We start from the raw sequence: 26,788 nt of genomic DNA, 5'->3' as shown, positions 1-26,788 counted from the left end.
CGGGGGTAGTTTCTTTCATCAGCTTTTTTCAACGTGAAAGCTATACTAGGTTAGCATTATACTCTTTTTTGCTTTCCTATTTTGTTTAAGTCCCGATAACAGGGATAGAAGTTAATAAAAAAGTTGAAACTTCACATGGAGAAACAGAAAAAACTGATTTACATATTCTGGCAGACAAACCTTATGTTATCCGCTCAGGAAGTGAATCTTACTTTTCTAAAAGTTTGTTGCTTTCACTTGATGCCTTGACTTCTGAACAATTGCATCATCCGCTGACGATCGCAGTCAGTCCTGGAGAGAGAACAATTGTATTTTGTGCAATTTATAATCCAGTAACTTATCGTTCTATAGGTGTTAGTTGGAATGGACACAGGGAAATTGACTGGCAAGCTTTAGGACAAAAAGTAAGTTTAAAAATTAATTGTCTTCAAAATTTACATCAAGATGAAATCCAAATATCTGGTAATACAACGGTATCAGAAATTCATGCAGTTTTGATAGCTCAAAGTGACACATATTTAGCCCAATTAAATTGGACTCCAGAGCAGGGAAGGGAGTATTTACAGCAGAAATATGGCAAGCGATCGCGCCTACAACTCACTGATACAGAAATTCTGGACTTTATTGATTATCTACAAGCAAAACTAACCCAAAGCTACCCAACTAGCCATCCAATTTAGTATGGTCTTACGTTGACTTCGCCTCAGATAGTGGATAAGCTTTGTGTGCTTCTGCGTAAATTTTTAATGCTACAGCCATTTGCTGTTCGCCAGTCTCTCCCTGTGCTTTGAACCAAGCAAAAGTTTCAGCATCTACCTGAACTGTGATTGTTACAGGTAACTTGGGCATTCGCAATTGTGCTTTAGCAAAAAATTCTTCCGACAAGGGTGGAATATCTGAGGTGTCGATGTCTTCGTCATTCATTGCATCGACTCTAGTCCAATCGGTTCTTGAGGTATCGTTCATAGCGTTTTCGTTCGTGAGACAGTGCCTTTCTTAATAAGATGATCCGAACCATTTCCTCATCAGGCTCGGTGTAAACAACTACTACAATTCGTCCATCAAGTAGTCCAATACCGATATACTGATACTCTGTATAGTCCTCTCGAGCATCAAGGTAGACAAGCATCGGTAAAGTAAAGATGCGCGTAGCATCAGCAAAGTCGAAACCATGTTTTGTGATGTTACTTTGGTTTTTGCGTTCATCCCACTCAAACTTCATGGACTCAATATACCAGTGACACAAGGCAAATCAACTGTGACTAATCTACAGTGATAAGCGATCGCTTTTAGTCCAAATCTTCTTCGGTAAGTTTAACTTCCAACCAACCTTGAATTGCATCTTGCAGCATCTCTAATAGATGTTTGTAGCTGTCTCCCCAAGTGTGACATCCTGGTAAGGCTGGTACAGAACCACACCATACACCATCTTCTTGCCAGATAACTGCTTTAATTTTCATTGCCAATCATCTCTACAAGACTGCGACTAATATTTTATCGCCTTTTCCCTGTACTGAGGTTTTAGTTGAGAACAACAGCGATCGTAGAATTATCGCAATTTGCGGCGACTATTTGCGATCGCTTTACCTGTAGTGAGCGATCGCACTCAAGACGAAAAGGATTGATAGTTGTATCCATCGCAGTCTCAAATTTATACCTCCTGAATGTTCATTAATTGGTATCTCCGGGAAAGATAAGTATAAGGTGATGCCTTATTTTTTATGTTTAACCCGTAGACGATTACTAACCAAATACTGATCGCAATCAGGAGTATTTCATGATTCCACTGATTTTGGGTGCTGCTGCTTTGGCTACTGGAGCCTTCGGAGCAGTAAAAAGTGCTGAAGGCATTGGCAATATGAACCAGGCAAAGGAAATTGGTGAACAGGCTCAACAAAAATACGAAAGTAGCTTGCAAAATTTAAAAGCAACCTGGGAAATTACCAACCAGTCAGCAGAAACCTATGGTCAAATGCAACTTCGTATCAAGCAGAGTACAATTTCAAACTTTATAGCTTTTATTGAGAGAATTGGTCAGCGAGCTTCCCAAAACAATCTGGATATTTTAACTGGATTAGACATTTCCACTCAGCAAATTCAGGAGTACAAAACAGAAGTTATCAAAGCTGAACAGTGGTTGAAAGGTGGTGTCGAAGCAGCCGTTGCAGCTTCAGCAGCAGGTTCTGGTGCAGTTACTTTAGCAAGGAGTGTAGGTACAGTTACTGTTTCCAAGTTTTTTGGATTGTGGGCTACTGAAGTTGGTATTTCACAACTTGGTGGTGCTGCGGCTTGGAATGCGACCATAGCTTGGTTGGGTGGTAGCAGTATGGCGGTTGGTGGTGCTGTACTGGGAGGTATTACACTTGGCCCTGCGTTGATGGTTGGAGGTTTTCAACTTGCTGGTAAGGGTGAGGAAGCTTTGACTAAAGCGCGGGAGTACGAAGCTAGGGTAAACATAGAAATTGCCAATATTGAAGCAGCTCAAGATTTTCTCTTACAGGTTAAACGGCGAACAGTGGAACTGGCTAATTTAGTGTGTAATTTAAACAACCGTGCTAAATTCGCACTTGAGCAGCTTGAAGCTCAACCTTTTAATCGCGATCGCGATGCTAGCAAGTTTCAAGAAGTAGCACTTCTGGTGAAAGCACTTGCAGAAATCATGAAAACTCCTGTCTTAGACAGTGAAGGGTATCTGAATCCTGCCAGCACGACTATCCAAGCAAAGTATCGTACTCTGGGAGGAAATTAAGCATGTCAGTACACAAAATAGCTGCTTTTGCACTCGCAAACCTAAATCCTGTTGAATGCTTACAGCAAATGGTTTCAGCTTGTACTGATTACCTGAAGGTTGCCGAACAGGAAAAGACAAACAGACGAGAGATTGATGCTTGGGAAAAAGAAACAATTACCAAGATTAACGTCCAGCGAGAGTTGCTGATGGCGTATCTAGATCGCTCTTTTGATGAACGTGCAGAAAACTTTCGCGCTTTGTTTGCTGTCGTTGATAATGCGATCGCATCTGGCAATAATGACCAACTAGCCCTTACCTTAAACTCAATTACAGAAATAGCTAAATCAAGCCCTTTCAAAGACCTTGCTAACTTAGCTTCTGTTCGCGCCGCCCTAAATGATCCAGATCACGAATGGACATTTTGATTTTATAACAGCGCGATCGCTCTCTTAAAATATTTCAAAAAAGCTTGCAAACGCAGGCTTTTTTTATGTAGTGTGAGGCTACAAGCGCTCTGAAATAATAGCGATCGCGACTATAATTATGTTGCATTGCCACATATTGCAATACAACTTTCACAAGACGATGAGCAAAGAAAATATTACGTTTTGAATAGATAGCGATAAAAGGCTGCACTTGATGCGATCGCGCTTCATTCAGGCTGCGATCGCAGCTACATAATTAATGAGGCAGTAGCCGCTTATCTAAAAAATATACTAGTGGCAAATAGAGGAAATTCAAAACGGGATTTCTGAAGCGAATGCTGAGACTTTGCTAGTAATGAAGAAGTAAAAGCGACTTTTGCCAGATTCACCAATGCATATTAAGTAGCTGCGTCTACACTTCATATCACATAGCTACAAATAAAGTTATAAAATATCGCTTGCTTCCGGTAGCCAGTCTTCATCCAACACTAACTCTAAAGAATATGGACATTCTTCGGAAAATACGGATACAAGTATCCCTGTTTGCTTGGCTGCTTGGCGACGTGCCCTTTGATAGCTTTCTTCAAGTTGCTCTGTAGGATAGCTCTTAAGACTAGGACTATCTTCTATGGCTAACTCAATTTGGGTACGAGAATCGGTGATGGAATCGAGCCAACTATCTGAGCGACGCTGGGGTTGATATTGCCACTTGAGCAAATGCAATAGTAAGCGAGTTAGTTGACTGGCAATAAAGAGTCGTTCACTTTTGCCCAAGCCTTCAACCTCTTCAATCAGATGTTCTACATCAACTTCATGCCATCGGCGCGATCGCAATAGTTGAGTTGTCTGTTCAATCCACAAATTAAAATCTGCTTTATAAGTTGCGCTCATAGCCGTTCTCGATCAGCCGCATAGCTTAGGCAAACCAAAATATCCTCTTGTGTCAAATAAGGAAAGTCATCAAGCACTTCCTCGTAGGTCATCCCAGAGGCAAGATAAGATAAAACATCGTATACAGTAATTCGCATTCCTCGAATACAAGGCTTACCACCTCGTTTTCCTGGTTCGATTGTAATAATGTTTTGGTACTGCACAGCTATTCAAACCTTAAAAATCTTCATCATCAACAAAAAATTCGGCATCGTCTTCCAATCTAGAATTACCCTGTCGAATACCAGCAAGTCCCCACAGAGGTTGCAGCAGTGCCATACCAATTAACCCGATACCGGCACTAAAAGCTAGCACTAAACCCATTGGTATCTGAATCGATTGGAATGTTAAAAATTTTAACGATACGGGTGTGGCATTTTGGACTGAAATAATTGCGATCGCAATTACCCAAACCGCTACAACTAGAGATGTCAAAAAAGGAGCGATTTTCATATTTTGATTGAAGTGAGGAGTTAAGAGTAAAAAGTTAGGAGTTATATTTTGCTCAAAATTAGAAATCAGGAGTTAAGAATTGTAACTTTACAATTCTTAACTCCTAATTCATAATTCTTAATTCTTAACTCTGACAGATTAAACTGCTACTGCTTCTAGTTTAGCAATGGCACTTTCTAACTCTTGGGCGATTTGGGTGAGTTTTTCGGGAGTATTGGTTTCGAGGTAGACGCGCACCAGTGGTTCTGTACCGGAAGGACGCAGTAAAATCCAGCTACCTTCTTCTAAATAGAGCTTAATACCGTCTTTACGCCCCACTTCCTTGACTTTAATTCCTGCTACCTCTGTAGGTGGATTTTTGGTAAAAGAGTCGATGACGGCGGTTTTGTGCGCCTCTGTGAGGTGCAAGTCTAGGCGGTTGTTGTAAAGTGGGCCATCGGCTTCAGCGATCGCTTCTTTAACCAGCTGACTCAAAGGTTTGCCTTCATAAGCGATCGCTTCTGCCACCAGCATATCGGCTAATACCCCGTCTTTTTCGGGAATATGACCAATAATACTCAAACCACCTGATTCCTCTCCACCGATTAACACGGCAGTTTCGCGCATTTTTTCGCCGATGTATTTAAAACCAACTGCTGTTTCGTAAATTTGCAGCCCATTTTTAGCAGCGAAATTATCTAGCAAGTGGGTTGTAGCGACAGTGCGGACTATCGCGCCAGTTTTACCTTTGTTTTTGATTAAATGACGTGCTAGAAGTAGCAGCACAGTATTCGGAGTGAGGACGTTTCCTTGTTCATCAACGATACCAAAGCGATCGCTATCTCCATCCGTTGCCAAGCCCAAATCAGCTTGATCGCGAACTACTGCTTCCACTAACTCAACTAACTGTTCTCCTTTGGGTTCTGGCATTCCACCCCCAAATAAAACATCTCTCCAATCATGGAAACTTTCTAATTGAACGCCACTATGTTGCAAAACTTCATCTAAATAGCCACGAGAGGTAGAATACAAAGCATCGTACTTTACCTTTAAATTAGCGCTTTTAATCTTTTCTACATCAAGTAGAGTGTAGATAAATTGTAGGTAATCTGGTTTCGGATCGAAAATTGAAATTGAACCTGATGGGTTGCTCCCAGGCAACTCATCCGATGCACTTTCTATATTTGCCACAATAGTATCAGTAATCTCTGGAGTGGCAGGCCCAGCATAATCGGGTATATATTTAATTCCACAGTAGGGTGCTGGATTATGACTAGCAGTAAACATTAACGCCCCAGCGGAATTTAGGTGACGGGCGTTGTAGGCAATTACTGGTGTGGGGCAATCCCGATCGGTAATTTTCACAGTCCAACCCAAGTCTGCTAATACTTGGGCCGCTGTTTGGGCAAACTGGTCAGCTAAAAAGCGAGTATCGTAGGCAATAAGTACTGGTCTATCTTTTGTGTAGGCTGTTTCTAAGTAAGTGGCGATTGCCCTTGTTACTTTCCGCACATTCGGAAAAGTAAAGTCATCGGCAATAATCCCTCGCCATCCATCGGTACCAAATTTTATCTTGCTAGACATTTTTGCCACTTGCTCCGGTACATTATCAGTACTATAAAAGCTTCCCGCAAAGCGTGTGTAGCAGCAAGTATCCTCCGAAGTTCTTTTCTAAGCAAGCCTTAGCTTAAACTTCTCCCCACCGTATTTTCTCTCACTGTTTCTGAGCAATGTCAACCCCCGATCGACCTTTTGCCAGTTATCACCTTTGGTCTCTAGTTGCCCCAGCGACTGGGCAAGAACGCTGGCATTGCCAGATGAGACGGGGGTTTATCAAAGCACGGCAACACGAGCCACAAGTCAAAGCGCTTTTAACGCAAGCCACAGCGCCCCAGCGCATTGGCATACTAGCTCAAAAAGGCGTTTATGAGTTTCATCATCACAGGCATCTGTTGAAGCAAGCAGATGGTGTAGAAAGAGTTGCACAGCTACTTAAATTAGGCAACTCAAGCGTTCAAGTCCAGCAACGTGTACTGCAAATTTTGCAAAAATATCATGATGCGCCGTTGCTTTTGGATAAAGATATTATCCAATTAACTCCGGGTGATGAAGGCTTTCCTAAACCGATAGTAGTTGAACAAGAAGATTATTGCTTTCGTTTATATGCGGCTATGGACTGCGTTTTTATTGAGTCTGATAGCACTTTACATATTTTGGATTTCAAAACTGGTAAGTCGGCTTTTGACAGACGACAGGCATTGGTTTACTTGTTAGCTGCTCGTTATCTTTACCCTGGACGAGAAGCTGTTGCATCATTTTATAATTTAGAAATATGTAAAAAGTCTGAGCTAATTAGTATAAATAATAGTGAATTGGAATCCTTAAAATTTGAGTTAGCGAATATTGCCCACAAGCACCAGCACGATTTGCAAAAATATCAGGAAGAAACTACTAATTTCAGTAAAATATTCCCTCCTAATCCTGGCTCTCACTGCCGCTTTTGCCCATTTAACTCCATCTGTGATTTTGCCGATTTTAAGCAGCATCAATCATATCCATTGCCCAGTTTAAGAGTTAATAGCTAATTGGTTTACCTATACAGCTTGGTCAATTTTCAAAACAATCTACTAAATACTCGTATTTTTACTGACCTGATTCTCTTCTCCTATCAGACAACCTAGATGTTAGATACACCGATTTTTATCTTTGGTTGTAAGGAGTTAAGACTAATGCAATTAACCACAAATCAATCTGTATTTAGATTAGTAGGAATTTCGACGTTTATTTTACTTCTAATATTTAAGGGAATTTTACCTCAACCTATTTATGCATTGCTGTCATCTCTAGACGCTTGTGATATTCAACTTGAATGTGCCGCTGCTGGCTCAGAATTAACTCCTACTACGAAGGCTGCAATTAGCACAATTAAAGCTGAAAATGAGCAGGCTCTAAATAAAGCGAAGGAGAGATATTGTTCTTTTTATCCACTTAATTTGGTTTGTGGGCCACAAGGTCAACCTTCAGTTCTTTATAATTACAAATTTCACCAAACAGTACATTACAAGAGGTCTGGTTCTCCTGACAAATTTGTAACTCATCATTATCGAAGTTGGCGACCTGCACCAGGGGCAATTAGAAGTTTAGCTCAGTATCCAGGTATTGAATTTGGTGGTGGTTATCCTCCATCTGGTGATTATGTAACCTGGATTCGTTTAAATGATGGAGATGGTAATAATCAAACTCGTGGAGTCGTTTATGAATACTCTACTGGCGACACCATGACATGGGATGATTATGCAAATTCTTCTAACAATAATGTTGAGGGAGAATGGATTAGCGATGTAGTTCGTGCTGATACACGGCCAGCTAATTCACCCCCTCGTGATAGGAAAGACTGACCTCAATACAAGCGCGAGTCATGGTCTAAGATAATTTTTTTCTATTCTGTAGATGAGCATGAGGCACTACAAAAATTTTTTGAATTGTTTGAAGAATACTTGACTCAGAACAAGAGTTCAGAAGTAGACGAAAATAGTGGTTAAGCAGAGAGGATTAAGGTGCGTTAGCCTACGACATAACACACCCTACTCGCTAATTTTTCTATTGCATCACGATTAATCTGGTAATGTGAGTATTAACGTGATGGCTATTGCACCAGAATAGGTTTATTCAAAATGCTCATTACCTCGCCTGGATTGGGGCTTGGTAGCAGAGGACTCCAATCGCCAACATCTGCATAACTAATAATTTGCAAATAACGAATTGTGCTGGTTACAGCTTTAGAAAAACCAATTAACAAATGTTTGAGTGGTTCTTTAAGAGGAGTTGCTTGAGAGGATATTTGATTGATGGTGAAATCAGCCCCTGACAAAAAGCCTTGAGTCATAAATCCCACAAAATAATTTGCACCTACTTCTGGTCTTGCTTGTTGAGCAAAAAATTCCTCAAACTCAGCCTTGGCTTGTACTTGTGTCATCATTTATTAATCTCCCAATAGGGGGGGTAAACATCAGCGATCGCTTTATTTGGTGTCCAGCCGGAGGGCGATCGCATTCCAACACTCACAATCATACTGCCTAAATAGGACAATCGGATAATAGGATAAACCACTAAATCAACATAGCCTAAAAAGCTATGCAAAAATTAAGCGGTTGTAAACTGTGCAAGGTTGATGAGTGAAAAGAAGGAATTACGGGGCTATGTTTCTCCAGAGTTAAACCGATTGTTTCGGGCTGTGGTAGCTCTCAAAGATAAAAACCTCAGCGATACGATCGCTGAGGCTCTAGAAGACTGGCTCAATAAACCTGAAAACCAGGAGCTAATTAAAAAGCATAATTTGGGTAAATAAATGGAAGAAATTCAAAAAGGCGGTAATTCTTTAAGAATTGTGAACCGGATATGATTAATCGCCAAATCACCGATGGGGATATCTTCTTTGGTTAGGCGCGCACCTTGACTTGTCACGGTTTCAAAGGTGATACCTTTGCCAATTTCAATGTGATACCAGCACAAACCCATAAAAAAGCGCGTCGGATAAGGCCCACCTTCACTCACATCGTCAGGATTTGATTCCATTGGCAACCAGCCGAAATTTGGGACGTAAAATTCTAGCCAAACATGATTAAAGTCGGGTTGTAGCGGTACTCCTACGAAGTCACTATGGGGAGGACATTTGTACCTGCCTACGGTGCGGCAGGGGATGCCATTTAAACGGGATAGGGCAAGTAAAACACCGACATATTCGCCACAGGAACCAACGCCCCGCTCTAAAACTATATCTGGTGTGTCAATGTAAGGTTTAATACCGTAGGATAACTCATCATAAACATAGTTACGGATGCTGTGCATTTTCCGCAGCACATTGGTTTCAGAACCAATCGATTCTCTGGCGGAACGGCGAACAATGGTAGTATCCATTGCTAAATGGTCGTCGTCCACTAGGTAGCGTGTTTGTAATTCTAGGGACAGTTTAGGTATATTTTCTACATCTCTAGGTGTGATGCGATACTTAATACCTCGAACTTCCAAAAGTGCTTTCCAGCCAAATATATGCCGTTCGCCTGGTGCAAGAGAATCAAATTTAAAGACTGCTACACGTTGCCCCTCTATCACTTCTTCGGTAAAAGGTATACCAATAGGTTCAACGTGTTTCACCTTTTGACGCTCAGTTTCCGATGGTAGAGCGATGCGCCATTCCACATCAGGTAAATAAACTTCGTCTAGAGGTGCAATTTCCTCAGCATAAGACATTTCAATCAGATAGCCGTTAGAGAGGGCGTAACGCTTATCTGGCTGGTAATGATAATACAGAGGATGAATAAAAGTGCGATCGCGGAATGTTAGCTCATGACTCGGATCGGCATTGGGGTTATCCCGGATATAAGGCTCCTCTGAGGCGTAGGCGACGTAAATACTTTCTTTGCCTGTTTCGTCATTTTTGTGTATTGCTATGCCTGTGGGACATTCAAAGGGTGTCAGGACGCTAAATTGCAGTTCTCCCGTGGCTCTGTCCATCGCGTAAACTGATTGTTCGGTGCTATCGCAAATCCATAGCATTTCTTGGTTGACTGCCAAATTCTCTATCCCAACTCCAGGGGCATAAAATCTGGTAATCTCTTTTCGCGTTTCGCGGTCAAAAACCAGAATGTAGCCCAGCCTTTGGCAACTGACATAAACTGTTGTTTCCCAAACAGCAACGCCATCAGCTGCATAAGGCAATGTTACAAAATGTTCCAGATCCAAAGCGTTGAGCTTGCACAAATAAACACTATTTTCTCGGCTTGCCCATAGAGTATCATCCCACACCGCTAGACCAGTGACATCGGTAAATTCTTCAACTTGATGGGGATTGAGAATTTTGCTGTTGTCAGAGGTGGGATCGATCTCCAGTAGATGCCCTTTAATACTGTCAATGGCAATCAGTCTATCTTTAATGAAAGTAATGCCACACAGGGCAGCAGCAGTAAGCGGTCGAATTGTTCTTTGCCCAAACATCTGGCTAACGGTCAAAGTGGGGAGTGCAAAACTCATAAAACCTTGTGGTAAGTGTAAAAAACCCTCACCTTTAGGTAGGGGAGGAAACATGACTCAAGCGGTTTTACCGCCGTCACACCAATTGCTTGAAATGGAAAATCCTAGTCGAGCAATGGCTCCCCCGATTGGGGTGGATGAAGAGTGCTGAGTTAAAAGACTGCCCACAATGGGCGTTGCTCTTACCAAGTACATCAATTAGTGGTTCTCGATCGCTACGTTTACGGCGAGGTACTAATAATTATCGGTACAATGTGTTCCGAAAAACTCTTTCGTGAGAAATAATACTATGTCAAAAAAGGAGGAATTTACAAATATTAAGAATTACATATACACTCATACAACTGGGCGATCGGCTTAATGTAACTTTAGAAAATGGAATTCCTGCCATCACTAAATTATGATCGAATTTTGTAACCATTTGCTGTGACCTACACGATGTCTGCTAATTCTCTGCCTGAAGGTGCCGCCGTTTGGCATAGTTTAGAAGTTGATAAAGCGCTAGACCTGCTTGATAGTAACGCAGACAGCGGCTTAACACCCCAAGAAATTCAACAGAGATTACAAAAATACGGCCCCAACGAACTTGAAGAAACTGCTGGCCGTAGTGCTTGGGAAATTCTGCTGGATCAGTTCAAGAATATTATGTTGTTGATGCTGATTGGCGTAGCTCTCATTTCTGGGTTTTTAGACCTGATGGCTTTGCGGGAGGGCAGATTAAAGCCTGGTGAAGTGCCATTTAAAGATACAATCGCAATTTTAGCAATTGTTATCCTTAATGGCATACTCGGCTATGTGCAAGAAAGCCGTGCTGAAAAAGCCTTAGCAGCCTTGAAAAAAATGACTTCTCCCTTAGTGCGGACGATCCGCGACACCAGACTGGTGGAGATAGCAGCTAAAGAACTAGTTCCAGGGGATGTAATGCTGCTAGAAGCTGGGATGCAGATAGCCGCAGATGGACGCTTGATCGAACAGTCTAATTTACAAGTGCGTGAGTCGGCATTGACTGGTGAAGCGGAAGCGGTGAATAAACAGGCATCATTAAAATTGCCGGAGGAAACATCATTAGGCGATCGCCTCAATGTCGTTTTTCAAGGAACTGAAGTAGTCCAAGGACGCGCCAAGGTTCTGGTGACTAACACTGGAATGACTACAGAACTAGGCAAAATTGCCACCATGTTGCAGGCGGTGGAAAGTGAACCTACGCCTTTACAGCAGCGGATGACTCAACTGGGTAATGTCCTGGTTACAGGTTCTTTGATTCTTGTGGCGATCGTCGTCGCTGGTGGTGTGATCAGAGACGGGGGTTTTAAAAATATTCAAGAACTCTTGGAGGTTTCCTTGAGTATGGCGGTTGCTGTAGTGCCAGAAGGTTTACCAGCTGTAATTACTGTCACCTTGGCACTGGGAACCCAGCGAATGGTACGCCAAAATGCCTTGATTCGCAAATTGCCAGCAGTGGAAACGTTGGGTTCTGTAACGACCATCTGTTCTGATAAAACCGGCACCCTGACTCAAAATAAAATGGTCGTGCAATCGATTTCCACCAATAACAAAACTTTTCGCGTCATCGGCGAAGGTTATGCTCCCACAGGGGACTTTCAGTTAAATGGTCAAAAAATTTCCCTAGAGGAGTCTCCAGAAATCTCCGCGTTAGCAGTCGCCTGTGCTGTTTGTAATGATTCAGTATTGCAAAAAGAACAAGGTGAATGGGTGATTTTGGGAGATCCGACAGAGGGGGCATTACTCACCCTGGCGGGAAAAGCCGGAATCGAAAAAGACCAGTGGAACAGTAAGTTACCTCGCGTTGGAGAGTTCCCCTTTTCCTCAGAACGTAAGCGGATGAGCGTGATTGCTCAGGTGGAGGGAGTCGCCACAGGTGAAGCATTTTCGAGAGGCGTTGACCCTGCGATCGCCGGTTTTCTGCAATCAGAACCTTATTTAATGTTTACCAAAGGTTCTCCAGAGTTAACCTTGGCACGTTGCACTCAGATTCATTTGGGTAATGACACAAGCCCCTTAACCGAAGCACAACGCCAGAAAATTTTGGCAGAAAATGACCTGATGGCGAGTAAAGGTCTACGGGTACTAGGTTTTGCCTACAAACCGCTAGTAGAGGTTCCACCGGAAGGTTCAGATGAGGCATCTGAGCAAGGCTTGGTGTGGCTGGGATTGGTGGGAATGCTAGATGCGCCACGCCCAGAAGTCAGGGCAGCTGTGCAAGAGTGTCGGGATGCAGGCATTCGCCCAGTGATGATTACTGGCGACCACCAATTAACAGCACGAGCGATCGCCACTGATTTAGGAATTGCCCAAGAAGGCGATGCCTCCGGCAACCCCTCCGGTGTACGTGTTCTCACAGGTCAAGAATTGCAACGGATGACTGACCAGGAATTAGAGCAAAATGTTGACCTAGTGAGCATTTATGCCAGAGTTTCCCCAGAACACAAACTGCGAATTGTCCAAGCACTGCAACGCCGGGGTAGATTTGTGGCGATGACAGGTGATGGTGTCAACGATGCTCCAGCCCTCAAACAAGCCGACATCGGTATTGCAATGGGTATTACTGGCACTGATGTCAGTAAAGAAGCTAGTGACATGGTGCTACTTGATGACAACTTTGCTACCATTGTCAGCGCTACCAAGGAAGGCAGAGTTGTTTATACCAACATCCGCCGCTTTATTAAATACATCTTGGGCAGTAACATTGGTGAAGTTCTGACAATTGCCGCCGCACCCTTAATCGGTTTGGGAGGTGTTCCCCTGACTCCCTTACAAATTTTGTGGATGAACTTGGTGACAGATGGTTTACCAGCCTTGGCATTAGCTGTGGAACCTCCAGAACCGGATGTCATGCAACGTCCGCCTTTTAGTCCCCGCGAAAGCATTTTCGCTAGGGGATTGGGTTCTTACATGATTCGCATTGGCATCATCTTTGCCATTATCACCATTGCCTTAATGTGGTGGGCTTATCAACATACCCATGCTGCTGGGTATCAGGGAAATCCCGAAGCTTGGAAAACAATGGTATTTACTACCTTGTGTATTGCCCAAATGGGTCATGCGATCGCCATTCGCTCCAACAACCGACTGACCATCGAGATGAATCCGTTCTCCAATATATTTGTCCTAGCGGCTGTTGTCGTCACCACGATTTTGCAACTGATGCTAGTTTACGTCCCGCCTCTGCGAGATTTCTTTGGTACTCATTACTTGAATATGCAAGAGTTGGGGGTTTGTATTGGTTTCAGTGCTTTAATGTTTGTCTGGATTGAAGCAGAGAAGATATTTTTGCGGATTATGGGCAAGAAGGCTGTGTAAATTGGGCATGGGGCATAGGGCATAAGAGGCAGAGGTGCACAGGGGCAGAGGGGCAGAGGGAAAAACTTACTGCAATTTATTTCTCCCCTGCTCCTCTACTCCCCTGCTCCCCTACTTCTTCTTTGTTTCCCTGCTCTCCAATGCCTAATCCTCAATGCCCCATGCCCAATTATCACTATGTACTTGAAAACCCTTCACCTCCGACAATTTCGCAATTATCAAGACCAAAATGTTGAGTTTACTGCTGCCAAAACAATTTTGGTAGGTAATAATGCTCAAGGAAAGTCGAATTTGTTGGAGGCGGTGGAGTTACTGGCGACATTACGATCGCACCGCATGACCCGCGATCGCGATTTAGTTCAAGAAGGGGAAGCCATAGCCCAAATTAATGCCACCCTTGAGCGACAAACAGGTGTTAGCGACCTGACCTTAACCCTGCGCCGTAATGGTCGCCGTAGCGTTGCTCTCAATGGCGAATCGATCCGCCGTCAAATGGATTTTCTTGGGGTTCTCAATGCAGTCCAATTTTCCAGCTTGGATTTAGACTTAGTACGCGGCGGCCCCGAAGGTCGCCGCAACTGGTTAGATACACTGTTAATTCAACTTGAACCAGTTTATGCTCACATTTTGCAGCAGTATAACCATGTGTTACGCCAGCGCAATGCCTTTTTAAAACGCCATGTAGAGACATTGGATGCAACGTCTTTACAATCAGAACTAGCGCTGTGGGATGCACAGTTAGCTACTACAGGAACTAGGGTAATTAGACGACGCGATCGCGCTATCCAAAGATTAGCTCCCATTGCTACCACCTGGCACGGCAGTATCAGTGGCAGTACAGAAATTCTGCAAATCAAGTATGTACCTAATATTCCTTTAGAGGATAACCAGCCAGAAGAAGTACAGCAAGCTTTTTTAGCAAAAATTCAGCAGCGAACCGTTGCTGAAATGCACCAAGGTACTACTCTTGTCGGCCCCCATCGAGACGAAATAGAATTAACCATTAACCAGACACCCGCTCGTCAATATGGTTCTCAAGGTCAGCAACGAACGCTGGTTCTAGCCTTAAAATTAGCCGAATTACAATTAATTGAAGAAGTCGTCAAAGAGCCACCATTACTATTGCTGGATGATGTTCTTGCCGAACTAGATTTATCCCGCCAAAATCAATTGCTTGATGCCATTCAAGACCGCTTTCAAACTCTGATTACTACCACTCACTTGGGTTCTTTTGATTCCCAATGGTTGAAGTCATCCCAAATTCTTTTGGTGAAAGCAGGAGAATTAACAATTAAAAATTAAAAATTTATTTAAAGATCAATACGCTTGGGTTAAGGGTTATGTAGATAATTGGTCTTTCAAGACGCGATTTATTGCGTCTATACATCAGGGTTTTGTTGCTCATTCTGAACTATATTGATTTAAAGATATTTTTATACAGGGATTTATAGCATCTATTTGTATGCCTCTACTCTGATTTTTTTTGATGTTTTTCAAACCTTTTAAAAACGTTGAGAACTAAAAAAGTCAGCATAGCACTGATTAATCCTAGCTGCCATAAACCACAGCCAGCAGCAATTCCCAATGCAGACGAAACCCAAATAGCCGCTGCTGAGGTGAGTCCGTGAATTTCTAGTTGCTGTGATTCTTGAGAAGATTGACGCACAATTTCCCCAGCACCGAGAAATCCTACACCAGCTGCAATCCCTTGAATCACGCGGCTAAGTGCATCAGGACTAGCTTGCAGTCCTGCTGTTTGCAGCATAATTATCAAGGTAAATAAGGCTGAACCTAAACTCACCAGTATGTGAGTTCTTAAACCTGCTGGTTTGCGCCTAATTTGGCGTTCTAAGCCGATGATTGCTCCAATAAGCAATGCAGTACATAGCCGGAAGCTGATATTCAGCCAATCATCAGTTGCAAGGTAGTAAGTGTTTGCCAATGTTTAGTCTGATATGGAGAATTCTATATACTAGGTTAAATCGTAATATTTTTATAAAAATAGTACAAAACTATTCTAATGTCTTATTAATGGAGTTTAATCCAATGGGTGTAGTGCAATAGCCTATCTCATATTGGGATTCTATCAATTCAGTAATGATTTTGAAACTGAGAATTAATATTTTCCATTATCAAGATTATTTTTCAATAAAATATTATTCTGGCCAATGAATGGAGATTGGCATTGTTAAATTGTGGCAGCGATCGTAATTTGGGCAAACTACATGAATTTTAAGTTTATTAGTTTTTTGGCTATTTAAAATGACTTAGCCACAGAATCATACCTTAAATTGTTAGATTTAACCTATATACTCAACAATTAAATATGATACGGCCATGTACAAATCGAGTAAATCAGCTATACAGCGTATTTAAAGTTACTGAAGTACACAACGATTCGTCTCAAAGCCAGGTATAAAGCCTGTTTTACTTCTGACTCCTGTTAGGGCAGCCCATTCTGAATTCTGCTGTCAGGAGTCTCTACCTGCTGTATTCTGGTTCAAAACCCGTAACTTTGTAATTCATGCAAAAGAAAACTGCTGTAAGTCCTAAGTACTTTTTATTCAGAAGTCAGTGGATTAACCTGATAACATACCAAAAAGAAATTGCTGTGGCTACAAATAGACAATTAACAAATTGAGTGAATAAACTCTACTGGCTAGATCAAATTAAACTACAAGACCGCGCCAAAGTAGGTGACAAAGCCTTTTACTTGAGCAAAATTATCCAGCGTGGCTATCCGGTGATGCCTGGTTTTGTAGTTTCGGCAGAAATTTTGCGACAATTTCTCGAAAATCTCAATAGTTCGGAATCATTAGTAGCTGACTTACCTTATTCTTCGCTACACCTGGATGTCACTAATTGGCGTCAACTTCAGCAGGTGGCTAGTCGCTTGCGCCAAGAAATACTGACTGCGACTGTAACCCCGGAGTGGGTGAGTACAATTTTCCAAGCAGCTAGAGAATGGCAAACTAGCTGTTTGATTCTTCGACCTTCCTTGGCAGTATCAACTGCTACTCCAGGTATAAACAACAATATATCGGGTTTAGTGGAGTCGGTATTTTGCCAGTGCGAACCGGAAGCGATCGCTTTGGCTCTAAAGCGTACCTGGAGCCAGATATTTCGGGCCAGAAGTCTATTATATTGGCAGCACTCAGGAATTAATCTGCAACAAATTAATCTCGCAGTTTTGGTGCAACCTGTTGAGAATGCGATCGCCAGTGGCTTGCTCACAGCCAACTCCTCTGGGTGGGAAATTGAAGCTACTTGGGGATTAGGAATTGCGATAGCTCTTGGCGAAGTACAGCCAGATGTTTACTACATTCAACCGGAAACTAGAGTTGTGCTTGAGCAACAACTGGGTAATAAAATGCTGGCTTATAGTGTTGATGATGCAGCATCTGGAACTTTTTCGCAACCCGTACCCAACTCAGTGCTAACACCAGATCGCAATTGTTTGATTACCTATCTACTTCCAGAAGCCCAACAAAAACAGTACTCTTTACAAGAAGAATACTTACAACAAATAATTGCTCTGGGAACTCAACTGGTAAGTGAACTAGGTAAAACTTTTACCATTAAGTGGACTATCACTCAACAAACGACATCTGACAAGCTTTACATCACACAAGTTAGTCCTTCCCAATCAATTTCCTACTCACACTTGATTCGGGGACTAGGAGCAGCCGGAGGACGGGTTGTAGCCACTGCCCTGGTAATTATTAATCCGCAACAGAAACCCGAACAACTACCGAAGGGAGTAATTTTAGTAGTACCAACGATTACACCTGATTGGTTGCCATTATTGCAACAAGTTGGTGGTATTATCACAGAACAAGGGGGATTAACTAGTCACGCGGCAATTCTAGCTAGAGAATTAGGTATCACAGCAGTAGTCAACGCCACATCTGCCACAACTTTAATCCAAACTGGCGAACGACTGCTGCTTGATGGCGACAGAGGAGAAGTTTTTCGCATCAAAGGAGACTCAAAGGAGGAGATGGACAAAGGGAGAGAAGAAAATCTTCTTTCCTCCCATCACCCCAACCCGAAAGCGCCTCATCCTGCTGTTACGTCTCATCTACCTATGATTGCTACCCAATTGCTGGTTAACTTGAGTCAGTCCACTTTAATAGAACAAGTGCAAAACCTGCCTGTGGATGGAGTGGGATTGTTGCGTTCCGAATTGATGGTACTAAATATATTGAACGCGCAACATCCCAATAGTTGGATTTTAAGCGGGCGTCAGGCAGAATTGTTAGAGCTATGGTCTGAGCAGATTATGCAATTTGCTCGTGCCTTTACCCCAAGACCCGTTTTTTATCGTTCTTTAGATTGGCGATCGCAGGATTTACCATCATTGAGTGATAATTTACAATCTTCGCCCCAGTCGATGTTAGGTGAACGCGGCACCTTTAGCTATTTACAAAATCCCGTAGTCTTTGAGCTAGAACTGAAAGCTTTGGTGAATGTACAGCAAGCTGGCTACACTAATGTAAACCTGCTGTTGCCCTTTGTGCGGACTGTAGAAGAATTTGTCTTTTGTCGTCGCAAAGTTGAGCAAGCTTTTTTAACCGATGTGGTGCAGTTTCAATTGTGGATGATGGCAGAAGTGCCAAGTGTCTTGTTTTTATTACCAGAATATGTAAGAGCAGGTGTGGCGGGAATTTCTATTGGTACAAATGACCTGACCCAATTATTGCTAGGAGTAGATCGAGAACAAGGACAGCTAGCAAAAGTTTTTAATGAACGTCATCCAGCAGTTATGGGTGCGATCGCTCAACTGATCCAAATGGCTAAAAGTGCCGGTATACCTTGTTCAATCTGCGGTCAAGCACCAGCCCTTTATCCAGAAATTATTGATAAATTAGTGGAATGGGGTATTACTTCCATTTCTGTTGAACCAGAAGCAGTCGAGCGAACATATCAAGCGATCGCTCGTGCTGAACAACGTCTAATTTTAGCAGCAGCACGACGAAAACTTCATTAGTTAGGAGTAATTCAATTTTGGATTTTAGATTTTGCAGAAAGTCTGAGCAGAGGTTGCATATATTCCGCTCTGGCTGTCCCAAATGCTGCTGATAAATGGTGGCATGAGGCGATCGCTGCAAGATGTGCCGCTCGTCCTGCAAAGATGGAGAAACTTAAGATGGCAGAAATTTTGGGAAACAATCCTGGGTTTGAGCTTTTAAGAGAATATTAGAATGATGGCCCCGCTCTACAGATATAGATGAGGCGTTGACCAAGTAAAAAGCCAGCAATTGCTTTCCATTATTTCAAAAGTCATTACTGCTGAATTGTTAATGTAACAAGTATTTGCGACAAAACAAAGACTGAAGTTCAGCCTTTGGAGATGAGAATAACTTTTATGTTTTCTTGTATACCCTGTAGCTTGTACTTAAGTATTTATATCAACAGTATATTGATTCAAATATTAAGTTTATTTGTATTTTTATCACTTCTCAACAAAAAATGCACACTGAAATTTACAAAGGAAATGTATAATTACTTATTTTTCAGTAAAAATACTGAGCCAGTAAGCAAGTTACTAGATTTAAAGTGGTTAGTTGAAAGCTAAGGGCGGTGACAACCCTGTTGAATTAGTACTAACTGCCCCAAGTTAATATCTGAGTTCTCTAATCAAACATCGTATCTGACAAAAGCAATTCAAGCATTGAATAGGCTATAAGCTAGGTGCAGCTTGGTTGATAGTCTATTGCACTCGCTTGCTTATGTAGAACAAGAGACATGGTAATTAACAAACAGATGTACAAATTTTCTATCCCTAAATTTAGACGGCAGCTAGTTGAAGATCGTCGCCAAGACGGTTACTGGATTGAAGCGTTTAACGTAGATGGTGACTCCAAAGACATAGATAGTAGCTCCAAACCAGATATCGTGGGATATGGGCTAGGTCAAGGTGAAGTAACTTGGTATCGAAACAATGATTGGAAAAAGACACTAATTGCCAAATATATTGGCCCTGTTGGTATGCACCATGTAGATGTCAATAGGGATGGACGGAATGATATTGTCATTTGTTACCAATACGGTCAAACAATGGTGAATTGCGATCCTGAAGGAGGCAAAATTGTTTGGCTGGAAAATCCAGGTAATTCTGAACCGTATTGGAAAAGGCATTACATTGGCCGCGCTACTTCCATGCACCGCCTCAAGGTAGGTTATTTTACGCAGGAAACAAAACTACAGGTTCTTGGCTTACCTATTGTGGGGAAGCCAAATGATGTTCACTCGATTACACCAATTGTGGTATTCACTGAGCCTGACGATCTTTATGGAGCAAAAGAGTGGAAGGAGGAAGCTCTCAAAGTATATGACAAGAAATACTATGAGAAAAATAATAAAAAGCCAGATCCTGAAGATCAAAATGCCCGTTTAATTTATTTCCATGTCATTCACGGCGTATCAGTCAAGAAGTATAACATTGAGTCTGGCTCAAATCTTGATTCTGCACTGATTGCTTCTGAAGAAGGGATTACATGGATCTATTTCAGCCTTGAAGATGGTGTATGGTATGGGGAAGCGATCGGCACAGGTGAAATAGGTCAAGTAAATAAAACAGGTTTCAAAGGTAGTGGTGATGTAGACGCAGGTAAGGTAGGAGATGATGATTTTGCCTACATTGCTGCCGTCGAACCATTTCATGGCAATACAGTAGTTGTTTACTGCAAGGACAATGAGAGTAGTTCTTCTCTTATTAACAGTGCTTGGAAAAGAGTTGTATTAGATGTTTATGACGATCCCAATGTAATTGGAGAAGGGCCAGGACATTTCGTAGTTTGTGCAGATTTTGATCAAGATGGTGACGATGAGTTTCTCGTTGCTTTGAGAGGGCCAATGCCTTGGCAAGGTGTCTTTTACTACAAGGCTATAGATGTTAAAAATGGCGTGTTTGCTAAATGGCGTATTTCTGAAGATTCTGCTGCACGGATCGCCGTTGCAGATTTTGATGGTGATGGCAGATTAGATTTTGCCACTATCGGCTATTCCGTAGGTGGATATTATTGTACAGAAAATCCATCCATTGTTGTTTACTATAACGACTTTGCCAAAACGTAGAGGAGCTTGAAACTGTGCGATCGCGCCCTCGATTCAGCTACAGTCCCATCAATTAGTCATTGAACTTAACCTCAAAAACTGATGGAAGCCAACAAAGCCAAACTACTTAACTTTTCTGGTGCTTACATCGATGCGAAGTACATTGAAAACGTCGAAAACTATTTCATCCAAAACCGTACTATCGTCATCAATCCCCAAGCCTCAGATGCCCACCTCAGCCAAGCTCCCGCCAGCGTTATTCCCGCTTTTTCATCCACGATTCTTAACGATACCATCATCCAAAAAGCAGAATCCTTACTTTTGCTTAAAGTGGTTGAAACTAACAATATTACCAAGCTCATTTTTGAGCCAAACTGGGATTTATTAGGTAATCTTATTGATGGTTTTCCCAAAGATGTACCATTGTGGCGTTCTCCCCAAGATGAGGCAGGAATCGTAGAATTCGATCCTTATTCGATGACAAGACAATGGAGTACGCCCCAACAAAAAGAAAGGTTTTCCGTCAAGGTTAACTTATGGTTTGCTCCTTCAAATTCTGATTGTGCCATCCATAACCAGCACAACTTTATCGAGATTCATACCCAAATCTTTGGTCAGGGAAGAATGCAGAAATTTCAAGTAAAAGCATTCAACTCCCTCTACGAAGACATGTTAATGAGTCCAGGATTTACCACATCTGTCCCATTTTGCCAAGTTCAGGAGAATCAAAAATATGTCTATCCTTGGCATCAATACTATGCCGATACAGACTGTATTTGGTTAGCGATCGAATTTCATCCTACTAAAGCTAGCTGATTCAGTGCTGAGAAATCGAGGCGTTCGATTTTTTTCCTTATTTCTATCTCAAATTTTTAGAAATAGCCATTCTATCTCTTGATATTGAGTATGGAATATATCAGCAGGTGTAGGTTGTTGAAATCTTTTTTAAAGCACAATCTAGGAGATTCTTATGTCTGATTCAATTTCAATTTCTAACTCCCATTCCTATAGATTTGTGAAGGTTGAAGAATTCTTTGCAGATTACAAAAAATGGCACAAAATCGAGAAGGCTGTTTCTGCATCATTCAATGAAGAGAAGAAGACATTGACTATCGAGTTCAACAATATCCCTGGAGTAGAAAAAGGACGCTGTTCTATGCTCCTCCAATTCCTGCGAAAAGATATTTTCAGAGTTCGCTTCAACCCTTTTAAAAGTTCAGATGGATCAGCTTCAGATGGATCAGACAGTTATACTTCTCAGAACACCCGCTCCATCGTTCGGGATACGCTTGAAAAGTTAAGAAAGGATTTAGACGAAAAAGAGCAATTTTGGATAATAAAGTCAGAAGAAAATGAAGAGTCTATCGAGTTAGTGACTGAGTATGAGTATAAGTATCATGATCTTCATAAGAAGATAATGAAGGTATCGGTACAATATAATCCCTTCAAAATTACAGTTTACAAGTACGCCAGTTGGGATGATATTGATCAAGACGAAAACGACTTTTTTCAAGTCTGGGAAACCGAAGAAAATGGAATTTACTACACATTCAACGGTATAGAAAAAGAGGATTACGCAATTCTTCAGATAATTAAAAAGCCAGCGACTGCTAAATATATTGGGTTTGGGGAACAAGGCGGAAAATCACTATGTAAAAATACCGCACAAGTCAATTATTTCAACTTTGACAATATGCGCTATCGCCAGGTCTATAATGTCGGGCCTTTGGATGGGCGAGAACCGCTTTACCATTCCGATCCTTTCTTTATGGAATTTAACGGCGTTCCTGATCAAAATAGCGTTTACGGGATTTATATTGACAATCCCTCTCAAATCTTGATCGATATCGGCTACGCCAACTCCAGTCGGTATATGTATGGGACTCGTTTTGGCGATCTCGACTATTACTTCTTCTTGGGCCAAGATGCCGCTAACATCATTGATGGTTTTACTTCAATCGTTGGGCGCTCTCGCCTCAAACCTCGCTATGCTTTAGGATACCACCAAGGATGTTATGGATATGAAAATCGCAAAGCATTAGAGTGGGTTGTTCAAAAGTATCGGGATTACGGCATACCATTTGATGGTCTTCACATCGATGTAGACATACAAAACAAATATCAAACCTTCACAATTAACGAGCAAGAATTCCCCGACCCAAAAGGAATGTTTGCTTGGTTAAAAGAAAAGGGGATTAAATGTAGCACAAATATCACCCCTATCATTAGCAACAAAGACCTGAACTACCAAACCTATAAAGAGGGATTGGATAAAGAATATTTCGTGGTTGATGAACGCCATCAGGCAAAAGAAACTGAAAGCTGGTATTATCAAGATTACGACAATGGACAGGAAAAATTCAACAAACCTAACTGCCCGAACTATGATGACAAGAAGCCTTTCACGGGTGAAGTGTACTACGGAGATGTATATACTCAAGAAGGTAAAAAAGAGCTTGGGACACCTGGTCATTACCCCGATTTAGGAATATTAGAGATACGTGAGTGGTGGGGCAAACAATATAAATATCTCTTTGAAATGGGCTTAGAGTTTGTCTGGCAGGATATGACAACACCAGCAATTCGTAACAATCGAGGCGATATGCGGAGTTTTCCCTTCCGACTACTAGTAACTAATGACTTTACCTCCGATAATGATCCCAAAAAGATACCATTTATTAAAATGTGGAATTTGTTTTCCTACAACCTCCACAAAGCCACATATCACGGTCTCAACGAACTGGGCGAAAATTTCCCAGACACACTAGGGGAGCGAAAAAACAAGCGTAACTTTATCGTTGGACGCGGCAGTTTCACTGGAATGCACCGCTTTGCAGCACTTTGGACGGGGGACAACAGTTCGACTTGGGACTTCTTGAAGATGAATATATCGCAAGTCATCTCTTTAGGAATGTGCGGGATGTCTATTTGCGGTCAGGACATCGGCGGGTTTGAGGCGGCGAATGACTCAGAAAAGTGGGCAGGGCCAGAACTGATCATGCGCTGGACGGCTGCGGGTGCTTTCCTCCCCTGGTTCCGTAACCACTATATGCGGAAAGGACGGAAAGAATTCCAAGAACCATTTCAATATATGGAATGGTTTAATGACAATCCGCCGGAACCACAAGATCAATACCGGATGGTACTTCCAGTTTGCAAATACTACATCGAATTACGGTATCGCCTGCTTCAGTTGTTCTACGATGCAATGTTCGAGAATTGCCTCAATGGGAAGCCGATTTGCCGCCCAATGTTCCTCAACGACTCAGAAGATAAGTCACTTTACAATGACAAGATTTCCTTTTTAGATGATCAGTTTTTTGTTGGTCGAGATTTGCTAGTAGCACCTATCCTTGATGAAGAGAACAAGTGTCGCGGCAAACGAGATATTTACCTTCCCTCACCATCCTGTGAATGGTATTGCTTTAAAAATAACCGACAGCCACTAGATGGTGCAGTGGAAGGCGGTACTACCATCCGTGAGTTCGATGCGCATCTAAGTGCTGATCCCAACCACATTAACTTCATTGTACCGATTTATGTGCGTGCAGGAGCGATCATTCCTACCATTGAGATTGAACAGTATGTTGGTGAACTCCACGACAAAGGAAAGCTTAACCCTATTACCATTAATATTTATCCTGGGTATGCCGCCAATATTGCTGATGGGGAGTCTAAATTCGATCCCTCAACTGCTGGATACATAATGTACTTAGATGATGGGGTTAGCCGTTCTTCTGCACCAGTGAAAGATTGGAGAGATGATAAAGAATTGCCGGGAAGAGACCCAATGGCTAATGGCGAATATCGGGCGACAAAGATCACTCAGCAGTATCTTGATTTACAAAAGAAAACGCGAAAGATCGAGATCGAGCGTATCCACGACGACGTCGAGCGTATCCACGACGACGTCAAGCGTTACAAGCCAAAGGAAGAATATTTCTTTGTTGCGATATTGCACGATCCATCTGAATTGCCTGCAAGGGACGTAAAATCTAACATAAGAAATTCATCTCCCTTGCAGAGCGTCAGCATAGACGAGCTAGAAATCCTCCTAATTAAAGATGGCACTCTTGACGAACGAGTTAAAAAACTTAGCGATTCTGAAAAGAATGCTTGGTATTACAACGAGAACATCGATATCACTTTCATCAAGGTGTTCGATGACATTCCGTCGATCACTATAAACATAGAATACGTCTAACATAGATCCTCTAGGAAAATAGAACCTTTAGAGGGAGAAAAATCGGATATTGAGCGGTAGCAGAGACTGATGGTTGTATTCACTAACCATCAGTCTCTGCTACTACTAAAAGTAGCAAAGCCACAGTACATTGCCCGATTGTCCAGTTATTGTTTCTGCTGTTGCAGTCTGGGTAAATACAGCTGCTGCACTCAAAAAGACTAAACCGATTAGAAATTGACTGATTAAGGAGCGAATAGTAATCATCGTCGGTGTTGTATATAAGACATTCAACTTTATACAACACCATTAAAATGTCAATATCGATAAATTGCCGCAACGGCTGTGCTATATGGAATCTGTTCAAAGGGAACAGCGTAAACCGTGCCACCATTTAATAAAGTATGAGCAGCAACAAAATCCAACAAATCCTCATCACCAGCTTCTTTTTCTGGATGCAAATAAACCGTTTCTGAGGTTGGATCGAATAAACCCCACTGTTGCTGACCAACTGCAACTAATAATGAATCCACCCGTTGGTAATAAGCTGCTGAGATAACTTCTTCGAGCTTGTTAGATGCCTTACCAGTATCACCACCAAACAATTCGTGAAATTGCTCTAAAACATTTTGTTGCGACTTTTGAAAATCAGCCTCGACAATCGGCCAAGCTTGGTTATGTAACTCTTGGGCGCTGAGAATTTCTGGATTACCAGTGATAGCTTCATCCATCAAATGCTGGTAAGTATTTGCCTGTCTATACAAAGGTAAGAGATACTCTACCCCAGCCAACACCAAAGGCGCTTTTTGCGATCGCAGTTTCTCGTGTAATGCGCCATCAACAATTTGAAAGAATTGGATAATGTCTTCTTGGTGTTTATCCTTTTCAGGGCTTCCCTGTCCGTGAAACGTACCCGGCTGTGAAGAAGCATTAGCAGTTCCCCCTTTTGATGTGGCGATGCGAAACTGACCTTCTTTAGCAGTCTCGTCTCTTTGCAAAGCTTCATCTAGACTTTTAGGGAGATTTTCTACTTCCACCTCATTGACGCTGTAGCGTGTTCCTTCAAAGAACCTGACATCTTGTTGACTCAAAGCCAGTATATAAAAGCGACCATTACCATTTAAAATTGGTAGCAGTGGCTTGATGTGAAATCGGTCTGTAACCACGACCAACTCTTGAAAATCAATTGGCAGAGGATAATAGCGAAAAATATTTTCAGAAAGAAAAATCGCCAGTCCTTGCTCTCCCATTTGCTCCCAAAACTCTTGGGTATCAATTTCATGGGATTTTTGCAATAATGCGATCGCATCTTTCTCATCCAAACCCGCATCAATTAAACGAGTCTCCGCTTCCTTGACCAAATTTTTAAAGCGAATTGGGTCTTGTCGCACTTCTGCCCCGGCTGGGTGCGTTGGCATATAAATTGAAACACAATTACCTTTTGGCTGTTCTATTAATGTCTTTATTTCCTCTCTAGAGATTAATTGCATAAGATATCCCTCCTATCAACGTGACCAGATACATCAGACCAGACCATCGATATTCAACGATCTGATAGGACGTTATTCTCAAATGATGGCGGTTGAAGTTCAACCATTTGCTTCTGAGTTTATTTCACCTCAAGGAGAGTCTAGTTGCATCTTTCTTTTGATAGGCAATATTCCTCAAGGGAATTAC

The 26,788-nt window shown here is 42.0% G+C and carries 23 protein-coding genes and 1 pseudogene; 12 read left to right on the top strand and 12 right to left on the bottom strand.

The window, feature by feature from the left end; translation table 11 throughout:
- Positions 1-95 precede the first annotated feature (95 nt).
- Positions 96-680 (top strand): annotated as a pseudogene (locus V7K41_RS29850) (hypothetical protein); the annotation flags it as partial.
- Between the two features lie 7 nt (positions 681-687).
- Here the strand turns inward: V7K41_RS29850 and V7K41_RS29845 are convergent.
- From V7K41_RS29845 to V7K41_RS29835, 3 genes are all read right to left on the bottom strand, one after another.
- Positions 688-924 (bottom strand): hypothetical protein, encoded by a 237-nt coding sequence (locus tag V7K41_RS29845; protein ID WP_334854121.1) that lies wholly within the window; start codon positions 922-924, stop codon positions 688-690.
- Between the two features lie 10 nt (positions 925-934).
- On the bottom strand, positions 935-1,222 hold the full coding sequence (locus V7K41_RS29840; RefSeq protein ID WP_334854119.1) for a BrnT family toxin: 288 nt from the start codon (positions 1,220-1,222) through the stop codon (positions 935-937).
- A gap of 67 nt (positions 1,223-1,289) precedes the next feature.
- Entirely contained in the window at positions 1,290-1,460 is a 171-nt protein-coding gene (locus V7K41_RS29835; RefSeq protein WP_334854118.1) for a type II toxin-antitoxin system HicB family antitoxin, read from the bottom strand.
- A 317-nt stretch (positions 1,461-1,777) separates the two neighbouring features.
- On the opposite strand from V7K41_RS29835, the gene V7K41_RS29830 reads away from it, so the two are divergent.
- Together V7K41_RS29830 and V7K41_RS29825 are read left to right on the top strand one after the other, a co-directional pair.
- Entirely contained in the window at positions 1,778-2,749 is a 972-nt protein-coding gene (locus V7K41_RS29830; protein ID WP_334854117.1) for a hypothetical protein, read from the top strand.
- A gap of 2 nt (positions 2,750-2,751) precedes the next feature.
- Entirely contained in the window at positions 2,752-3,156 is a 405-nt protein-coding gene (locus V7K41_RS29825) for a hypothetical protein (protein ID WP_334854116.1), read from the top strand.
- Between the two features lie 444 nt (positions 3,157-3,600).
- On the opposite strand, the gene V7K41_RS29820 is transcribed toward V7K41_RS29825, so the two are convergent.
- From V7K41_RS29820 to V7K41_RS29805, 4 genes are all read right to left on the bottom strand, one after another.
- A complete protein-coding gene (locus V7K41_RS29820) occupies positions 3,601-4,047 on the bottom strand; it encodes a DUF29 domain-containing protein (protein WP_334854114.1) in 447 nt (148 codons plus the stop codon).
- A complete protein-coding gene (locus V7K41_RS29815; RefSeq protein ID WP_334854112.1) occupies positions 4,044-4,250 on the bottom strand; it encodes a DUF433 domain-containing protein in 207 nt (68 codons plus the stop codon). The genes V7K41_RS29820 and V7K41_RS29815 overlap by 4 nt, the downstream gene beginning before the upstream one ends.
- Positions 4,251-4,263: 13 nt before the next feature.
- Positions 4,264-4,539 (bottom strand): LapA family protein, encoded by a 276-nt coding sequence (locus V7K41_RS29810; RefSeq protein WP_334854110.1) that lies wholly within the window; start codon positions 4,537-4,539, stop codon positions 4,264-4,266.
- Between the two features lie 138 nt (positions 4,540-4,677).
- Positions 4,678-6,102: a phosphoglucomutase/phosphomannomutase family protein gene (locus V7K41_RS29805; RefSeq protein ID WP_334854108.1), complete on the bottom strand. Its 1,425-nt coding sequence runs from the start codon at positions 6,100-6,102 to the stop codon at positions 4,678-4,680.
- A gap of 146 nt (positions 6,103-6,248) precedes the next feature.
- Between V7K41_RS29805 and V7K41_RS29800 the strand changes: the two genes are divergently transcribed.
- Positions 6,249-7,103 (top strand): PD-(D/E)XK nuclease family protein, encoded by an 855-nt coding sequence (locus V7K41_RS29800; protein WP_334854107.1) that lies wholly within the window; start codon positions 6,249-6,251, stop codon positions 7,101-7,103.
- Positions 7,104-7,247: 144 nt separating this feature from the next.
- Positions 7,248-7,916 (top strand): hypothetical protein, encoded by a 669-nt coding sequence (locus V7K41_RS29795; protein WP_334854106.1) that lies wholly within the window; start codon positions 7,248-7,250, stop codon positions 7,914-7,916.
- A gap of 248 nt (positions 7,917-8,164) precedes the next feature.
- Here V7K41_RS29795 and V7K41_RS29790 read toward each other — a convergent pair whose 3' ends face one another.
- Together V7K41_RS29790 and V7K41_RS29785 are read right to left on the bottom strand one after the other, a co-directional pair.
- Entirely contained in the window at positions 8,165-8,404 is a 240-nt protein-coding gene (locus V7K41_RS29790; RefSeq protein ID WP_334854124.1) for a hypothetical protein, read from the bottom strand.
- An 89-nt stretch (positions 8,405-8,493) separates the two neighbouring features.
- The gene (locus V7K41_RS29785; RefSeq protein ID WP_334854104.1) at positions 8,494-8,658 is read right to left on the bottom strand and encodes a hypothetical protein; all 165 of its coding nucleotides are present in this window, start codon (positions 8,656-8,658) and stop codon (positions 8,494-8,496) included.
- Positions 8,659-8,689: 31 nt separating this feature from the next.
- Here V7K41_RS29785 and V7K41_RS29780 point away from each other — a divergent pair, with 31 nt between their 5' ends.
- Entirely contained in the window at positions 8,690-8,866 is a 177-nt protein-coding gene (locus V7K41_RS29780) for a hypothetical protein (protein WP_181373885.1), read from the top strand.
- Positions 8,867-8,877: 11 nt separating this feature from the next.
- Here the strand turns inward: V7K41_RS29780 and V7K41_RS29775 are convergent, their stop codons facing one another.
- The gene (locus V7K41_RS29775) at positions 8,878-10,548 is read right to left on the bottom strand and encodes a transglutaminase family protein (protein ID WP_334854102.1); all 1,671 of its coding nucleotides are present in this window, start codon (positions 10,546-10,548) and stop codon (positions 8,878-8,880) included.
- A gap of 438 nt (positions 10,549-10,986) precedes the next feature.
- Here V7K41_RS29775 and V7K41_RS29770 point away from each other — a divergent pair, with 438 nt between their 5' ends.
- Both V7K41_RS29770 and recF read left to right on the top strand, forming a co-directional pair.
- Positions 10,987-13,869, top strand: coding sequence for a cation-translocating P-type ATPase (locus V7K41_RS29770; protein WP_334854101.1), 2,883 nt, complete (start codon positions 10,987-10,989; stop codon positions 13,867-13,869).
- Positions 13,870-14,046: 177 nt separating this feature from the next.
- Positions 14,047-15,171, top strand: a complete 1,125-nt coding sequence (gene recF, locus V7K41_RS29765) for a DNA replication/repair protein RecF (RefSeq protein ID WP_334854099.1) — start codon at positions 14,047-14,049, stop codon at positions 15,169-15,171.
- A 166-nt stretch (positions 15,172-15,337) separates the two neighbouring features.
- Here the strand turns inward: recF and V7K41_RS29760 are convergent, their stop codons facing one another.
- Entirely contained in the window at positions 15,338-15,811 is a 474-nt protein-coding gene (locus V7K41_RS29760; RefSeq protein WP_334854097.1) for an MgtC/SapB family protein, read from the bottom strand.
- A gap of 699 nt (positions 15,812-16,510) precedes the next feature.
- Between V7K41_RS29760 and V7K41_RS29755 the strand changes: the two genes are divergently transcribed.
- From V7K41_RS29755 to V7K41_RS29740, 4 genes are all read left to right on the top strand, one after another.
- Positions 16,511-18,859, top strand: coding sequence for a putative PEP-binding protein (locus tag V7K41_RS29755; protein ID WP_334854095.1), 2,349 nt, complete (start codon positions 16,511-16,513; stop codon positions 18,857-18,859).
- Between the two features lie 758 nt (positions 18,860-19,617).
- Positions 19,618-20,949, top strand: a complete 1,332-nt coding sequence (locus V7K41_RS29750; RefSeq protein WP_334854093.1) for an FG-GAP repeat domain-containing protein — start codon at positions 19,618-19,620, stop codon at positions 20,947-20,949.
- An 81-nt stretch (positions 20,950-21,030) separates the two neighbouring features.
- Complete coding sequence (locus V7K41_RS29745; protein WP_334854091.1) at positions 21,031-21,744, top strand: hypothetical protein; 714 nt, start codon at positions 21,031-21,033, stop codon at positions 21,742-21,744.
- A 154-nt stretch (positions 21,745-21,898) separates the two neighbouring features.
- Positions 21,899-25,132, top strand: a complete 3,234-nt coding sequence (locus V7K41_RS29740) for a TIM-barrel domain-containing protein (protein ID WP_334854089.1) — start codon at positions 21,899-21,901, stop codon at positions 25,130-25,132.
- 296 nt (positions 25,133-25,428) lie between these two features.
- Here the strand turns inward: V7K41_RS29740 and V7K41_RS29735 are convergent, their stop codons facing one another.
- On the bottom strand, positions 25,429-26,601 hold the full coding sequence (locus V7K41_RS29735) for a baeRF7 domain-containing protein (protein ID WP_334854087.1): 1,173 nt from the start codon (positions 26,599-26,601) through the stop codon (positions 25,429-25,431).
- Between the last annotated feature and the right edge of the window lie 187 nt (positions 26,602-26,788).

It is taken from the genome of Nostoc sp. (genome assembly GCF_036917415.1).
Taxonomy (GTDB): Bacteria; Cyanobacteriota; Cyanobacteriia; order Cyanobacteriales; family Nostocaceae; genus Nostoc.
Note: the sequence above shows the minus strand (reverse complement) of the source record. Positions and strands in the feature narration are given on the sequence as shown.

Coding starts and splice junctions, on each gene's coding strand:
- V7K41_RS29780 (WP_181373885.1), top strand. CDS start 8,690: ATGAGTGAAAAGAAGGAATTACGGGGCTATGTTTCTCCAGAGTTAAAC.
- V7K41_RS29775 (WP_334854102.1), bottom strand. CDS start 10,548: ATGAGTTTTGCACTCCCCACTTTGACCGTTAGCCAGATGTTTGGGCAA.
- V7K41_RS29830 (WP_334854117.1), top strand. CDS start 1,778: ATGATTCCACTGATTTTGGGTGCTGCTGCTTTGGCTACTGGAGCCTTC.
- V7K41_RS29810 (WP_334854110.1), bottom strand. CDS start 4,539: ATGAAAATCGCTCCTTTTTTGACATCTCTAGTTGTAGCGGTTTGGGTA.
- V7K41_RS29735 (WP_334854087.1), bottom strand. CDS start 26,601: ATGCAATTAATCTCTAGAGAGGAAATAAAGACATTAATAGAACAGCCA.
- V7K41_RS29820 (WP_334854114.1), bottom strand. CDS start 4,047: ATGAGCGCAACTTATAAAGCAGATTTTAATTTGTGGATTGAACAGACA.
- V7K41_RS29795 (WP_334854106.1), top strand. CDS start 7,248: ATGCAATTAACCACAAATCAATCTGTATTTAGATTAGTAGGAATTTCG.
- V7K41_RS29790 (WP_334854124.1), bottom strand. CDS start 8,404: ATGACTCAAGGCTTTTTGTCAGGGGCTGATTTCACCATCAATCAAATA.
- V7K41_RS29840 (WP_334854119.1), bottom strand. CDS start 1,222: ATGAAGTTTGAGTGGGATGAACGCAAAAACCAAAGTAACATCACAAAA.
- V7K41_RS29750 (WP_334854093.1), top strand. CDS start 19,618: ATGGTAATTAACAAACAGATGTACAAATTTTCTATCCCTAAATTTAGA.
- V7K41_RS29745 (WP_334854091.1), top strand. CDS start 21,031: ATGGAAGCCAACAAAGCCAAACTACTTAACTTTTCTGGTGCTTACATC.
- V7K41_RS29770 (WP_334854101.1), top strand. CDS start 10,987: ATGTCTGCTAATTCTCTGCCTGAAGGTGCCGCCGTTTGGCATAGTTTA.
- V7K41_RS29825 (WP_334854116.1), top strand. CDS start 2,752: ATGTCAGTACACAAAATAGCTGCTTTTGCACTCGCAAACCTAAATCCT.
- V7K41_RS29805 (WP_334854108.1), bottom strand. CDS start 6,102: ATGTCTAGCAAGATAAAATTTGGTACCGATGGATGGCGAGGGATTATT.
- V7K41_RS29800 (WP_334854107.1), top strand. CDS start 6,249: ATGTCAACCCCCGATCGACCTTTTGCCAGTTATCACCTTTGGTCTCTA.
- V7K41_RS29740 (WP_334854089.1), top strand. CDS start 21,899: ATGTCTGATTCAATTTCAATTTCTAACTCCCATTCCTATAGATTTGTG.
- recF (WP_334854099.1), top strand. CDS start 14,047: ATGTACTTGAAAACCCTTCACCTCCGACAATTTCGCAATTATCAAGAC.
- V7K41_RS29845 (WP_334854121.1), bottom strand. CDS start 924: ATGAATGACGAAGACATCGACACCTCAGATATTCCACCCTTGTCGGAA.
- V7K41_RS29835 (WP_334854118.1), bottom strand. CDS start 1,460: ATGAAAATTAAAGCAGTTATCTGGCAAGAAGATGGTGTATGGTGTGGT.